Raw genomic sequence first — 14,452 nt, 5'->3', positions numbered from 1 at the left:
TCACGCCATGCCCTCGCGGGCATGATCGGCAGGGGCGGGCCGCGGCCGCACCCGTCCCGGAGGCCCCCGGACCGCCCCCGGACCGCCGTCGGCCCGTCGCCCGGTAGGGTCGGGCCGCAGGGTTCGTACGCGTCCGGGGAGGGGGAGTGCCATGAGCGCCGTGCCGGTCACCGTCCGGTCGGTCACCGTCCGGACAGTCACCGTCTGGGCGGAGCTGCGACGGCGGCCGCTGGGCTTCCTGTGGTCGGCGTGGCCGCTGCGCGTCTGGGCGTTCCTGCTGACCGGCACCCTCCAGGGCGCCGCCGTGCTGGTGCTGCTCGCGGTGCTGCTGTTCGTCGGCCTCGGACTGTCCGTGGTCGGGATCGGCCTGCTGGTGCTGGCCGGGACGGCCGTGCTCGGGGTGCCGCTCGGCGCGCTGGAGCGGCGGCGGCTGCTGCTGGTCGAGCCGGTGCCGCTGGCCGACCCGCACGGTGCGCTGCCCGGCGCGGGGGCGGCCGTCCGGCTGCGGAGCAGGCTCAGGGAGCGGGCCACCTGGCGCGAACTGGCGTACCTGCTGGTCCAGGCCGTGCTGTTCACGGCGAGCGGCCTCGGCTTCGTCGCGCTGTTCGGGTTCTCGCTGCTGCTGTCGGCGGCGCCGGTGTTCGTGTGGGCGGTCAGCCCGGACACCGTGATGCTGATCCCCGGTCAGCCGATCTCGGGGCCGCTCGCGGCCCTGCCCGGCACCGCCGCCGGGCTGCTCGGCCTGGTGCTCTGCGCCTACACCGGGGCCCTGCTGGCCGGTGCGCAGGTGTGGACGGCGCAGCTGCTGCTCGCGGCGCGGGACGAGGACCTGAGCGGCCGGGTCACCGAACTCACCCGCTCCCGCGCCCGGTTGGTGGACGCCTTCGAGGCGGAGCGGCGCCGGATCGAGCGCGACCTGCACGACGGCGCCCAGCAGCAGCTGGTGGCCCTGAGCATGACCCTGGGCCTGGCCGAACTGGAGCTGCGCGGCCGGGAGCCGGCCGCCGCCGAACTCGTCACCCGGGCCCGCGGCGAGGCCCGGCGGGCGCTGGAGCAGCTGCGCACCCTGGTGCGCGGGATCCACCCCCAGGTGCTGACCGACCACGGACTGCCCGCCGCCGTCGCCGAGTTGGCGCTGCGCCACCCCGTCCCGGTCACCGTCGACATCGACCTGCCGCACCGGCTGCCCGGCCCGGTGGAGACCGCCGCGTACTTCACCGTCACCGAGGCGCTGACCAACGCCGCCAAGCACAGCGGCGCCGGCGAGGTCGACGTCGCGGCGCGCCTGGAGGACGGGAAGCTCGTGCTGCTCGTCACCGACAACGGCCGTGGCGGGGCCGATCCCGCCGCCGGCGCCGGCCTCCAGGGGCTGGCCGACCGGGTGGCCATCCTGAGAGGACGACTCATCGTGACCAGCCCCGTCGGCGGACCGACCCGACTGCGCGTGGAGGTCCCGTGCTCCGGGTAGTGCTCGCCGAGGACGCCGTACTGCTGCGGGCCGGCCTGGTGGAGCTGCTCGGCCGGGTCGGGCACCGGGTGGTCGCCGCCGTCGGCGAGGCCGGGGAGCTGGCCCGGGCCGTCGACGCCGAACGGCCCGACGTCGTCATCACCGACGTCCGGATGCCGCCGGACTTCCGCGACGAGGGGCTCCGGGCCGCCGTCGAACTGCGGGCCCGGCACCGGGGGTTGCCCGTCCTGGTGCTCTCCCAGTACGTGGCGACGGCCTACGCGACCCGGCTGTTCGGCGAGGACTCCGTCACCGGGGGCGGCCTCGGCTACCTGCTCAAGGACCGGGTCGGCGAGGTCACCGACTTCATCGACGCGCTGGAGCGGGTGGCGGCCGGGCAGACCGTGCTGGACCCGGAGGTGGTCCGGGTGCTGCTCGGGCAGCGCACCGCCGACGAGCCGTTGAAGCGGCTCACCCCGCGCGAGCGGGAGGTGCTGGGGCTGATGGCGGAGGGGCTCAACAACCAGTCGATCGCCCAGCGGCTGACCGTCACCGAGGCCTCGGTGGTCAAGCACGCCGGCAACATCTTCATGAAGCTGGACGTCGACCCGGTGGAGGGCAACCGGCGGGTGCTGGCGGTGCTGGCGTACCTGCGGGGGCGGCCGGTCATCCCGCCGGCGGGGCGGTGACGGGGCGCAGCTCCGCGCCGGGGGTGAGCAGGTGGGTGAGCCGCTCGGCCGAGGCCTCCCAGGACCACTGGTCGGCCACCCAGCGGCGGCCGCGCCGCCCGAACTCCCGGGCCCGGTCCCGGTCCAGCAGGGCCGCCGCGACGGCGTCGGCCACGGCCGGCACGGACCGGCCGTCCACCACGCTCCCGGTCCGGCCGTCCAGGACGGCGTCGGGCGCGCCGCCGGAGCGGCCGGCCACCACGGGCAGGCCGCCGGCCGCGGCCTCCAGCAGGACGATGCCGAGGCCCTCCGCCTCCAGGCCGGCCCGCCTGGTCCGGCACGGCATGGCGAAGACGTCCGCCGCCGCGTAGTACCGGGCGGTCGCGTCGTGCTCCAGCCCGCCGGCGAACACCACGGCGCCCGGCGCGAGCCGGTCCGCCAGCCCGCGCAGCCGCCGCTCGTCGGGGCCCTGCCCGACCAGCAGCAGGACGGCGTCCGGGACACTCCGGCGGATCAGCGGCAGCGCCCGGATCAGGGCGTCCTGGCCCTTGCGGGGCACCAGCCGGGACACGCAGAGGACCACCGGGGCGTCACCGAGGCCGTACTCGGCGCGGACCGCCCGGCGGTGCTCCGCCGAGGGCCGGAACGTCCCCGCGTCCACACCGGGGACGAGCCGTTCCAGCCGGGCCCGCGGCCCCAGCGCGGGGGCGATCCGGCGGCGGGTGTACTCGCCGAGGTAGGTGACCACGTCCACGTGGTCGCCTATCCGGCGCAGCAGCCGGCGGGCCAGCGGGGCGCGGGCCCACCAGATCTCGTGGCCGTGGGTGGTGGCGACGCTCCGTTCGATCCCGCCGCGGCGCAGCGCGGGCGCCATCGCGGCCAGCGGCGCGGCGGCGCCGAACCAGACCCGGTCGCAGCCGTGGGCGCGGGCGATCTCCAGCGTCCGGCGGGTGACCCGGGCGGTGGGCAGCAGGGTGCGGGCCGGGTCGCGGACCACCGGGAAGGGCAGGGTGGCGTCGTACCGGGCGGCGCCCGGTTCGGCGGAGGTGTGGACGACCACGTCGTGGTCGGGCACGCGGACGGCCATCGCGTGCACGAAGGTCTCGATGCCGCCCTGCCGGGGCGGGAAGTCGTTGGTGACGATCAGGGTGGTGCCCATGGGTGTCGGTGCCTCGTATCCGGGAGGGGTGGTCGGTCAGACGAAGAGGGGGTTCGGGCGGTCGGCGCCGGTCCGCGGGGCCGGGGCGGAGGCGGCGGCGGGAACCGGGCGAGCCCCGGGCACGACGCGGGCCCAGAGCGCCAGCACGACGGGCAGCGCCAGGTAGCCGAAGCGGCCGGCCGGGGCCAGCAGGAAGGCGGCGCCCAGGCCGAGGGCCAGCCGGTCGGCGGCGGCGACCAGAGAGCGGGGCGGCCGGCGCACCAGGGAGACGGCGACGGCCAGGCCGGCGGCCAGCAGCAGGGCGAGCGCCGCCCACCAGCCGGCCGGGCCGAGGTCGGCGAGCAGCTTGCCCGGCAGCGGGCTGGCGGCCTCGGTGCGCAACTCGCCGCGGCCGAGCGGGAAGGCCAGCACCTGGGCGACCATCGGTCCGGGGGCGAGCAGGGCGGCGGGCAGAGCCAGGGCGGCGGTGCCGAGCAGCGCCGTGCCGCAGCCGCGGGCGGCGGCTCGCCGGCCGGCCGTGGCGGCCAGCAGGGCGACGGCGACGGCCACCGCGGGCCAGGCCGTCCACTTGAGCGCACAGGCCGCGGCCAGCGCCAGCCCGGTGGCGGCCGGGCGGCCCGCCGAGGCCAGCGCGAGGGCCAGGCAGAGCAGGCCGGTCAGCGGGAGGTCGACACCGCTGACCGCGAGCGGCAGCGCCACGACCGGCGAGGCGACCAGGGCCGCGAGGGCCGGGAGGGCCGCCCCGGCCGGTACCGGGCCCCGGTTCCGTCCGGTGCCCGTTCCGTCCTCCGGCGCGGCGGCGCGCAGCACCCGGTGGGCGAGCCACAGGCCGCCGAGGAACACGGCGGCGCACCACAGCCGGGGGTCGCCGGCCAGCCGGTCCGGCAGGCCGTCGGCGCCGAGCACCGCGCGCGGCACGCCCAGCAGGGCCATCGCCGGCAGGTAGGGCGTCACCTCGGCCACCGTGCGCGGCTCGTCGAGGTACGGGGAGCCCTGGTTCAGCAGCAGCGAGCCGGACCGTTCGATCACCCCGACCTCGCTCTGCCCGGCCCCGGAGAGCACCAGGAGCAGCAGCGGCAGGACGACCGCCCCGGCCAGGGCGAGCGCGGTCGAGCGGGCCGGGGCGTCCCGCCGCGCGGGCAGCAGGACGGCGACCGCCGCGAGGAGGTAGCCGACCGCGGCGACGGCGCCCCAGGTCCGGTGCGGCCCGAGCGGCGAGACGAGGGGGAACACGGCGGCCCAGGCGGCACAGGCGAGCCAACCGGCGCACCAGTACCACCTGCGCCCGTCCGCTCCCGGAGCCCGGCGGGGCTGGTGAGTGAGCACCTCACCATTGCAGCCGCGGCGGGCGGGTGACGTCATGACAGCCAGGTCGAGGAACGGTGGTCGGGTTTCCCCTACCGTCCCGGCCCCACCGACCGGCCCCGCCGAGCCCCACCCCACCCTCCCGACCCCGGCCGGGATCGTGCCCGAACCGCCGTACGACGGACCGCGTAGGGTGGCGGAACCATGACCCCTCGGATACCTACCTGGATTCCCTGAGTGTTGATCAGGATCTGATTCGCCTGACAGGGGCACGGCTGATCAGCATCCTTGGAACCACGGAGAACCTGATCGACGGTGGAGGGCGGCATGGCTCTGGAGTTCCTCGGGATCTACCCGAACACCCCGGATGACGGCTCCCCGACCATTTGGCGGGAGACGGAGACGGGGGACCTGCTCATCCAGTCCTACAAGGCCAGCGCCGAGGACATCGCGGCTGCGCAGGAGGTCGGTTCGATCCCCGGCCACACCACGGACATCCCGGACCACGAGTTCATGATCCGGCTGCCTGCCAACATGATCCAGTTCATCCCCCGACCCGAGGACGAGGACAACAGCGGTGGCAACAGCGGTTCGTGAGCAGTTGGCGATGGCCGAGCACTCTGCGGTGCACCTGGAGATGCGGGACAGCTACATGCTGGACGATCCCGAGTTCATCGCCTGGCAGCAGGGCAAGCGGCTCGACCCGGCCGACCAGGAGTCGTGGTGGCGGTCGTGGCTGGACGTGGTGACCGAGGCGACGGGAAGGGGTGTCTCCATGCGCCGCCTGCGGGTGGTCTCGGAGCCCGTCACCGACTACATCCGGTACGAGTACGACGTGACGTTCCCCAACGTCGCTGCGGGCGAAGAGGTTCGGTGGCTGCCCCGCTCCCGTACGGGTGACCTCCTGCTCCCCGGCCTGGACGGGTGGGTCATGGACGGCCGGGTGGTGATCCTGCACCACTTCACCGGCGAAGGTCAGTGGGCCCCGGCCAAGATGGAGGTCCGCGAGGACGCCGAGCTGGCCGCCCGGTACCTGGCGGCCTACGAAGCAGCTTGGGAGAGGGCCATCCCGCACGCGGAGTTCCACCCCGCCTGATCGGTACTGAGCACATGGCCGATTCGGCATCCTCGAGTGTCCAGCGTGCCCGCCAAGGTCTTGCGGATCAGCTCCGCGAGATACAGCGGGACGCCGGGCTCAGCGGGCGCGACCTGGCCGCCGCTTGCGGCTGGTACCCGTCCAAGGTAAGCCGCTTGTTGAACGCCCGCACCCCGCCGTCCGAGAACGACATCCAGGCCTGGTGCGAGGCGTGCGGTGTGCCCGAGCGAGCGGCTGACCTGGTTGCCAAGCTTCGAGCCGTGGCGGGCATGTTCGTGGAGTGGCGTCGGATGGAGCGGGCCGGGCTCAAGCAAGCCCAGGAGGCCCGCCGTCCGCTGTACGAGCGCACGCACCGGTTCCGGTCGTACTCGTCGTGGCTGATCCCCGGGCTGATCCAGACACCTGGGTACACGGAGGCAGCTCTCCGAGCCATCCAGCAGCGCCGCGGTCTGGTGGACGACGTAGCCGCTGCCGTGGCCTCCCGTATGGAGCGCCAGCGGGTCGTCCGCGAGGGAGGCCGCCGGTTCGCGTTCCTGGTGGAGGAGTCGGTGCTCCGCTCCGGCATCGGCGGTGCCGCCGTGATGCGCGGCCAGCTCCACCACCTGGCGACCGTGGGGTCACTTCCCAATGTCAGCATGGGAATCGTGCCGATGCGACCGGATCGGGTGCGATGGCCGGCTGAGGGGTTCTGGATCTTCGATACCGCCCAGGTGAACGTGGAGCTCATCTCCGGCTACCTGACGATCACACAGCCCTCGGAGGTCGCGATGTACGCCGAGACCTTCGCCGAGTTGTCCGACCTGGCCGTCTACGGCCCAGCTGCGCAGGAGCTGATCGGCGCGGCGGCTGGGCTGCTCGGTTGACCTGCACCAACTCGCGTGGAATCCCGTAGAACTTCATGGCGACGGACTCCGGTCACTCCGTACCTTCCTGCTGACGGACCGGCAGATCTGAGGAGTCGGAGGCGAACCCCCAGGGCGGAAGGAACTCAGGAACGGCGCATCACCCGCCCCGGGTAAGCAGGCCGGGCTCAACCAGTATGACGGAGGTACTGACATGGGCAAGCGCGGAAGCGGCTCGGGCGACGGCAAGGGCGGCAAGCAGCAGGACGACAGCAACAAGGGCTCCGGCCACGGCGGGGGCGGCTCGGACGAGGGGGGCAACACCTCCGACGGCCAGAACCCGGCGGGCGGTAAGTAGACAGTGAGCGAGACGCACAAGGAGGCGGGCCCTCAGGGGCTCGCCTCCGCGCTGGTGGCCAGCGGCGCACTTTCATCGGACTGGCTTCCCTCCTTCACCGCCGTAAAGCGCGAGTTGTTCGTCCCGGACCGCATCTGGCCGGGCATCTCCGACGGCACGAAGCAGAACGCCCTCGTGGACCGCTCCAAGGACCCGGAGGTGTGGGAGCGGGCGGTCTACTCGGACATCCCGCTCACTACCCAGTGGGACGACGGCGAGCATGAGGGTGACGGGCTCGGGACGACCCCGAGTTCGTCCAACTCCATGCCCACGATGGTGGTCTCGATGCTCCGGGACCTGGACGTGCAGCCGGGGGACAGGGTGCTGGAGATCGGCACCGGCACCGGCTGGAACGCCGGGCTTCTCGCGGACCGCCTGGGGAGTTCCCATGTGGTCACGGTGGAGGTCGACCCCGAGGTGGCGAAGGGGGCCCAGGAGAACCTGCACCGGGCCGGGCTCTCGCCGACCGTGATCGTCGGCGATGGCCGGGACGGGTGGGCAGGGGGCGGGGACTACACCCGGATCATCGCCACCTGCTCCGTGCTGGAGATCCCTCCGGCGTGGCTGGAGCAGTCGGCCCCGGGCGGGGTGATCGTCGCCCCCTTCGGCACCGAGTACGGCGGCGAGCAGATCGTCCGCCTGGTCGTGAGCGAGGACAGGACGGAGGCCCGCGGGAACTTCGTCGGAGGGTCGGCCTTCATGAGGCTCCGTCAACAGCGCACCGAAAGGCCGTTGTTCGAGGAGTACCTTCACGGGGTCGAGTGGCCGGCGGACGGCGTGAAGAGCATGACCACGCTGTCCCCGCGGGACACCGGCGACTGGTTCCAACTGTTCGTCATCGGGCTCGGGGTCCCGCGCGCGTTCTGGCGGGCCGAGCGCATGGAGAACGGCGCGTACACGCTGTGGCTGTACAGCCGGGACAAGCAGTCGTGGGCGTCCGCCGACTACGAGAAGGGCCGCACGGAGTACGAGGTGTACCAGTCCGGTCCGCGCAAGCTGTGGGACGAGGTGGAAGCCGCGTACCGCTGGTGGGACGAGCGGGGCCGTCCCGGCTTCGAGCGCTTCGGCCTGACGGTCACCGCCAAGGGCCACACGGCGTGGCTCGACTCCCCGGCCAACCCGGTGCCGCAGCCGTGCCGGCCCTCCCGGTGCCGCAGCCGTGCCGGCCCTCCCGGCGGCCTGACCGTCCCTGAACCGCCCCGTCCGTGCGTCGATCCCCCAGGGCGCGCGGGCGGGGCTCAGCCGTTCCTGCGGTAGGACCTAGGTCCCGGGGCCGGCGGGGGCGGAGGTCCTGTCGATCGGAGCTCGGCACGTAGGGTGGGCGTGCCGATGATCGTCCACACACCACGGGAGATCCCATGAGTCAGACACCGGCCTCCGCCGCCCTGCTACCGGTCGGGGTGATCGGCCTCGGCGACATCGCGCAGAAGGCATATCTGCCGGTCCTCGGGGCTCTGCCCGGTCTTGACCTTCGGCTGATGACCCGTAACCGTGCGAAGCTCGACGGTCTCGGAGACGCCTACCGGATCGACCCGGCGGCTCGCTTCACCGATCTTGGCGAACTCATCGGCAGCGGCATCCGAGCCGCCTTCGTGCACGCCGCCACGGACCAGCATGTCCCCATCGTGGAGCAGCTGCTCACAGCGGGTGTCGACGTCTACGTGGACAAGCCGCTCGACTATCACGTGGACGGAGCCCGTCGCCTGACCGACCTGGCCGAGAGGCTGGGCCGCTCGCTGATGGTCGGCTTCAACCGCCGGTACGCCCCCGCGTACGTGCAGGCCAGGGAGCGTCCCCGCGACCTCATCGTGTTCCAGAAGAACCGAGAGGGTCTTGCCGAAGAGGCTCGCTCACTGGTTTTCGACGATTTCATTCACCTTGTCGATCTTCTCCGCTTCCTGGTCCCCGGCGAGATCGAGCAGGTGGACGTCCGGGCCCGCAAGGACCGCGAGGGTCTGGTGGAGCACGTGGTGCTGACGCTCGGCGGGGAGGGCTTCACCGCACTCGGCATCATGAACCGGGTCTCCGGCTCGACCGAGGAGGTGCTGGAGGTCTCCGGCGGCGACTCCAAGCGCGAGGTGCGCAACCTCGCCGAGGTCATCGACCACCGGGGCCAGCCCACCGTCCGGCGGCGTGGCGACTGGGTGCCGGTGGCCCGTCAGCGCGGGATCGAGCAGTGCGTGCTGGGCTTCCTGGACGCCGTCCGGGCCGGGAAGACCCTGGACGCCCACGACGCGCTGCGCACCCATGAGTTGTGCGAGCTGATCGTGGAACGGATCGGGTAAAGCCGGGCAAAGGCACGGTCAAACTGGGGAATTGCTGGGCGGCTGCTGGAAGGAGCCTGGGAAAGAGCCGAATCGACGCTTCCGCACGTCACCGGGCCGGAACCGACAGTTCATTGACGAGGTCTTGTCGGGGCATTTTCTACGCGCGTATCTTGAGGGCGCCGCGGGGGAACGGGAGCCGTCCCCCGCTCTCTCCCGACCTTCCTTCTACGCGAGTAGCGTCCGCTGCCCGAGCTAGGAGCCATGCCCCGGTGACCACCGCTTCCGCCCCCCGCCCCCGCAGAGCCGCCCTGTTGCGCGCCGCCGTCGCCCCGGCCGCACTCGCCGTCTCGCTGGTGCTCGTCCCGCTGCCGTCCGCCGTCGCCGCCGGTGCCGCCGCCCCGCCCGCGCCCACCGAGGCCGGTCCGCTGCGGATCCACGACATCCAGGGCACCACCCGGGTCTCCCCGCAGGCCGGAAAGCCGGTCACCGGCGTGCCCGGGATCGTCACCGGTGTGCGCGCGTACGGCAGTTCCAAGGGATTCTGGCTGCAGGACCCGAACCCGGACGCCGACCCGGCCACCAGCGAGGGCATCTTCGTCTTCACCGGCGGAAACCCGACCGTGAAGGTCGGCGACTCGGTGCTGGTCAGCGGAAAGGTCACCGAGTACTACCCGAACTCCTCGGGCGGCTCGCAGTCCGTCACCGAGCTCACCGGCCCCGCCGTCACGGTGCTCTCGGCCGGCAACCCGCTGCCCGCCCCCGTGGTGGTGGACACCCGCAACATCCCCGGCACCTACGCCCCGCCGGCCGGGCCCGACGGCAGCATCGACGCCTGTCGGCTCGACCCGGAGAAGTACGCCCTGGACTTCTACGAGTCGCTGGAGGGCATGCTCGTCCAGGTCAAGGACGTCCGGGTGATACAGGCGACCGACAAGTACAACGAGCTCTGGGTCGCCGCCGACCGCCAGGACCAGCGCAGCAAGCGCGGCGGCGTGCTCTACGAGTCCTACCGCGACCCCAACGTCGGCCGCCTGATGGTGCAGCAGCAGGCCGCCGTCACCCAGCAGCCCTTCCCGGTCGCCAACGTCGGCGACGAGCTGACCGGCACCACCACCGGCCCGCTGGACTACAACTCCTTCGGCGGCTACACCCTGGTGGCCGGCACCCTCGGCACCCTCAAGGACAACCACCTCCAGCGCGAGGTCACCCCGCAGGCGGGCGAGCGCGAACTCACCGTCGCCACCTACAACGTGGAGAACCTGGCCGCCACCAACCCGGACGCCAAGTTCGCCGAGCTGGCCCAGGGCATCGTCACCAACCTGCGCTCGCCCGACATCGTCGCCCTGGAGGAGATCCAGGACAACAACGGCGCCAAGAGCGACGGCACCGTCGACGCGAGCCGGACCGTCGCCAAGTTCCTCGCCGCGATCAAGGCGGCCGGCGGCCCCGCCTACGACTGGCGCTCGGTCGACCCCCAGGACGGCAAGGACGGCGGCGAGCCCGGCGGCAACATCCGCCAGGTCTTCCTGTTCAACCCCCAGCGGGTCTCCTTCACCGACATCCCCGGCGGCAGCGCCACCGCCGCCGTCGGCGTCACCGGCAGCGGCGCCGCCACCGCGCTCACCGCCTCGCCCGGCCGGATCGCGCCCACCGACGACGCCTGGACCAACAGCCGCAAGCCGCTGGTCGGCCAGTTCGCGTTCCGCGGCCAGAAGGTCTTCGTGATCGCCAACCACTTCAACAGCAAGGGCGGCGACCAGGGCATCGACAGCCGCTTCCAGGCCCCGACCCGCAGCTCCGAGGTGCAGCGGGTCAAGCAGGCCACCGTCGAGCAGGCCTTCGTCGCCGGGCTGCTGGCCGCCGACAAGCAGGCCAGGATCGTCTCGCTCGGCGACTTCAACGACTACCAGTTCTCGCCCGCGCTGGCCGCGCTCACCAAGGGCGGCGTGCTGCGCGACCTGGTGAACGAGCTGCCGGAGACCGAGCAGTACTCCTACGTCTACCAGGGCAACTCCCAGGTGCTCGACCACGTCCTGGTCAGCCCCGAACTCGGCTACGCCAAGTACGACGTGGTGCACATCAACGCCGAGTTCGCCCAGCAGGCCAGCGACCACGACCCGCAGGTGGTCCGCCTCAAGCCGTGACCTGAGCTGCGGTTATCCTGCCTCCGTCGTCGGCGACCGCCGACGGCGGAGGCTTTTCGCCGACAGGGGACGACGTGCAGTACCGGATCGAACGGATCGGCCGCGACGACTGGGAGCGGCTGCGCACCATCCGGCTGGCCCAGCTCCTCGACACCCCGCTGGCGTTCGGCGAGACCCACGCGTACGCGCAGCTCCAGGGCGAGGGCAACTGGCGGGCCCGTACGGACTGGCTGAACGAGCCCGGCCGGATCGGCCTGGTCGCCGTGGACGGCGACGACCGGTGGGTCGCCACCATGCTCTCGATCCCCAGCCGCAAGACCGCGACCGTCGACCTGATCGGCGTCTGGGTCGACCCGGCGCACCGCGGCCGCGAGCGCGGCGTCGCCGACGCCCTGCTGGACGCGGTGATCGCCTGGGCACGGGAGGGCGGCGCCGAGTGGATGCTGCTCGGCGTCCACGAGGCGAACGACCGCGCCGCCGCCTTCTACCGGCGGCGCGGCTTCACCTGCACGGGCGGCGAGACGCCGTACGTGCTGGACGAGCGGGCCCGGATCCTGGAGATGGTCCTCCCGCTCGGGTAGCGGGCGCCCCGGCGGTTCACCTCATGGACGTCTCACTTCACGTACTCCGCGAGGTGCTCGCCGGTCAGTGTCGAGCGGGCCGCGACCAGCTCGGCCGGGGTGCCCTCGAAGACCACCCGGCCGCCGTCGTGCCCGGCGCCCGGCCCGAGGTCGATGATCCAGTCGGCGTGCGCCATCACCGCCAGGTGGTGCTCGATCACGATCACCGACTTGCCGGAGTCCACCAGCCGGTCCAGCAGGCCGAGGAGCTGCTCGACGTCCGCCAGGTGCAGCCCGGTGGTCGGCTCGTCCAGGACGTAGACCCCGCCCTTGTCCGCCATGTGGGTGGCCAGCTTCAACCGCTGCCGCTCACCGCCGGACAGCGTGGTCAGCGGCTGCCCGAGGCTGAGGTAGCCCAGGCCGACGTCGGCGAGCCGCTCCAGGATCCGGTGCGCGGCCGGCAGCTTCGCCTCGCCGTCGCCGAAGAACGCCTCCGCCTCGCCCACCGACATCGCCAGCACCTCGCTGATGTCCCGGCCGCCCAGCCGGTACTCCAGCACCGAGGCCTGGTAGCGCTTGCCCTCGCAGTCCTCGCAGGTGGTGGCCACCCCGGCCATCATCGCCAGGTCGGTGTAGACCACGCCGGCGCCGTTGCAGGTCGGGCAGGCGCCCTCCGAGTTGGCGCTGAACAGGGCCGGCTTCACCCCGTTCGCCTTGGCGAAGGCCTTGCGGATCGGCTCCAGCAGCCCGGTGTACGTCGCCGGGTTGCTGCGCCGGGAGCCCTTGATCGCCCCCTGGTCGACCGAGACCACGCCCTCGCTCGGCGGGATCGAGCCGTGGATCAGCGAACTCTTCCCCGAGCCCGCCACCCCGGTGACCACGGTCAGCACCCCGAGCGGGACGTCCACGTCCACGTCCCGCAGGTTGTGGCTGTCCGCGCCGCGGATCGCCAGTGAGCCGGTGGGCTTGCGCACCTCCGCCCGCAGCGCCGTCCGGTCCGCCAGGTGCCGGCCGGTGACGGTGCCGCTCTTCCGCAGCCCGGCCACGCTGCCCTCGAAGCACACCGAGCCGCCCGCCGCGCCCGCCCCGGGACCGAGGTCCACCACGTGGTCGGCGATCGCGATGGTCTGCGGCTTGTGCTCCACCACCAGCACCGTGTTGCCCTTGTCCCGCAGCCGCAGCAGCAGGTCGTTCATCCGGCTGATGTCGTGCGGGTGCAGCCCGGTGGTGGGCTCGTCGAAGACGTACGTGGTGTCGGTGAGCGAGGAGCCCAGGTGGCGGATCATCTTCACCCGCTGCGCCTCGCCGCCCGACAGGGTGCCGGAGGGGCGGTCCAGCGAGAGGTAGCCGAGGCCGATCTCCACGAAGGCGTCCAGCGCCTGCCGCAGCGCGTCGAGCAGCGGCGCCACCGAGGGCTCGTCCAGCGCCCGGGCCCAGTCCGCGAGGTCGCTGATCTGCATCGCGCAGGCGTCGGCGATGCTGACACCGCCGATCTTCGAGGACCGGGCGGCCTCGCTCAGCCGGGTTCCCCCGCACTCCGGGCAGGAGGTGAAGGTGACGGCGCGCTCCACGAAGGCCCGGATGTGCGGCTGCAGCGCCTCCTTGTCCTTGGACAGCATGGACTTCTGGAGCTTGGGGATCAGGCCCTCGTAGGTCAGGTTGACCCCGTTGACCTTGACCTTGGTGGGCTCCCGGTGGAGGAAGTCCTGGAGCTCCTTCTTGGTGTACCTGCGGATCGGCTTGTCCGCGTCCAGGAAGCCCGAGTTGGCGTACACCCCGACCGTCCACCAGCTGTCCGGCTTCCAGCCGGGGATCAGGATCGCGCCCTCGGCGAGCGACTTGGTGTCGTCGTACAGCTGGGTGAGGTCGATGTCGGTGACGCTGCCCCGGCCCTCGCAGCGCGGGCACATGCCGCCGGTGATGCTGAAACTGCGCCGCTCCTTGAACGTCCTGCCGCCGCGCTCCACCGTCACCGCGCCGGCGCCGCTGATCGACGGGACGTTGAAGGAGAAGGCCTTGGGGGAGCCGATGTGCGGGGTGCCCAGCCGGCTGAACAGGATCCGCAGCATCGCGTTGGCGTCGGTCGCGGTGCCGACGGTGGAGCGCGGGTCGGCGCCCATCCGCTGCTGGTCGACCAGGATCGCGGTGGTCAGGCCCTCCAGGACGTCCACCTCGGGGCGGGCCAGGGTCGGCATGAAGCCCTGGACGAAGGCGCTGTAGGTCTCGTTGATCAGCCGCTGCGACTCGGCGGCGATGGTGTCGAAGACCAGCGAGCTCTTGCCGGAGCCGGACACCCCGGTGAACACCGTCAGGCGGCGCTTGGGGATGTCGACGCTGACGTCCTTGAGGTTGTTCTCGCGTGCCCCGTGCACGCGGATCAGGTCGTGGCTGTCGGCGGCGTGCGGCTCGGCCATCGTGGTCTTCGCTCCGTGTCTCGGTGGCTTCTCGGCGGTACTTCGGTGGGTCTTCGGTGGGGCGTCGGGCGGCGCCCCGGGCCCGCCCCGGCCGGGGGGGCGGCGGCCGGGGGCGGATAACCCTAAACCTAGCCCCCCGGCCCCAAAAAAAAA

General features: G+C 72.7%; 13 protein-coding genes. 10 read left to right on the top strand and 3 right to left on the bottom strand.

Translation table 11 applies throughout. The annotated features are described in order from the left end of the window. Positions 1–151: 151 nt before the first annotated feature. A complete protein-coding gene (locus tag ACFWXO_RS15440) occupies positions 152–1,468 on the top strand; it encodes a sensor histidine kinase (protein ID WP_380524428.1) in 1,317 nt (438 codons plus the stop codon). Next, entirely contained in the window at positions 1,456–2,136 is a 681-nt protein-coding gene (locus ACFWXO_RS15435; RefSeq protein ID WP_380524427.1) for a LuxR C-terminal-related transcriptional regulator, read from the top strand. The genes ACFWXO_RS15440 and ACFWXO_RS15435 overlap by 13 nt, the downstream gene beginning before the upstream one ends. On the opposite strand, the gene ACFWXO_RS15430 is transcribed toward ACFWXO_RS15435, so the two are convergent. Continuing rightward, complete coding sequence (locus ACFWXO_RS15430; protein ID WP_380524426.1) at positions 2,114–3,274, bottom strand: glycosyltransferase family 4 protein; 1,161 nt, start codon at positions 3,272–3,274, stop codon at positions 2,114–2,116. The genes ACFWXO_RS15435 and ACFWXO_RS15430 overlap by 23 nt on opposite strands. Before the next feature lie 36 nt (positions 3,275–3,310). Then, complete coding sequence (locus ACFWXO_RS15425; protein WP_380524425.1) at positions 3,311–4,600, bottom strand: hypothetical protein; 1,290 nt, start codon at positions 4,598–4,600, stop codon at positions 3,311–3,313. Positions 4,601–4,906: 306 nt separating this feature from the next. Here ACFWXO_RS15425 and ACFWXO_RS15420 point away from each other — a divergent pair, with 306 nt between their 5' ends. The 8 genes from ACFWXO_RS15420 to ACFWXO_RS15385 all read left to right on the top strand — a co-directional run bounded on the left by ACFWXO_RS15420 (position 4,907) and on the right by ACFWXO_RS15385 (position 11,906). Further along, positions 4,907–5,176, top strand: a complete 270-nt coding sequence (locus ACFWXO_RS15420) for a hypothetical protein (RefSeq protein ID WP_375886507.1) — start codon at positions 4,907–4,909, stop codon at positions 5,174–5,176. Continuing rightward, the gene (locus ACFWXO_RS15415; protein WP_380524424.1) at positions 5,157–5,675 is read left to right on the top strand and encodes a DUF6879 family protein; all 519 of its coding nucleotides are present in this window, start codon (positions 5,157–5,159) and stop codon (positions 5,673–5,675) included. Before ACFWXO_RS15420 ends, ACFWXO_RS15415 begins: the two co-directional genes overlap by 20 nt. Positions 5,676–5,689: 14 nt before the next feature. Beyond that, positions 5,690–6,538, top strand: a complete 849-nt coding sequence (locus tag ACFWXO_RS15410) for a helix-turn-helix domain-containing protein (protein WP_380524423.1) — start codon at positions 5,690–5,692, stop codon at positions 6,536–6,538. A 193-nt stretch (positions 6,539–6,731) separates the two neighbouring features. Continuing rightward, the gene (locus ACFWXO_RS15405) at positions 6,732–6,875 is read left to right on the top strand and encodes a hypothetical protein (protein WP_375886513.1); all 144 of its coding nucleotides are present in this window, start codon (positions 6,732–6,734) and stop codon (positions 6,873–6,875) included. A gap of 3 nt (positions 6,876–6,878) precedes the next feature. Then, positions 6,879–8,171, top strand: a complete 1,293-nt coding sequence (locus tag ACFWXO_RS15400; protein ID WP_380524421.1) for a methyltransferase domain-containing protein — start codon at positions 6,879–6,881, stop codon at positions 8,169–8,171. A gap of 101 nt (positions 8,172–8,272) precedes the next feature. Further along, entirely contained in the window at positions 8,273–9,199 is a 927-nt protein-coding gene (locus ACFWXO_RS15395) for a Gfo/Idh/MocA family protein (protein ID WP_375886517.1), read from the top strand. A gap of 251 nt (positions 9,200–9,450) precedes the next feature. Further along, entirely contained in the window at positions 9,451–11,325 is a 1,875-nt protein-coding gene (locus tag ACFWXO_RS15390; RefSeq protein WP_380524420.1) for an endonuclease/exonuclease/phosphatase family protein, read from the top strand. Between the two features lie 74 nt (positions 11,326–11,399). Beyond that, a complete protein-coding gene (locus ACFWXO_RS15385; protein ID WP_375886519.1) occupies positions 11,400–11,906 on the top strand; it encodes a GNAT family N-acetyltransferase in 507 nt (168 codons plus the stop codon). Positions 11,907–11,938: 32 nt separating this feature from the next. Here the strand turns inward: ACFWXO_RS15385 and ACFWXO_RS15380 are convergent, their stop codons facing one another. Next, on the bottom strand, positions 11,939–14,299 hold the full coding sequence (locus ACFWXO_RS15380) for an ATP-binding cassette domain-containing protein (RefSeq protein ID WP_380524419.1): 2,361 nt from the start codon (positions 14,297–14,299) through the stop codon (positions 11,939–11,941). Between the last annotated feature and the right edge of the window lie 153 nt (positions 14,300–14,452).

The organism is Kitasatospora sp. NPDC059088 (genome assembly GCF_042738155.1).
Taxonomy (GTDB): domain Bacteria; phylum Actinomycetota; class Actinomycetes; order Streptomycetales; family Streptomycetaceae; genus Kitasatospora.
The sequence above is the reverse complement of the archived record's forward strand: the minus strand, read 5'-3'. Positions and strand labels throughout refer to the sequence as shown.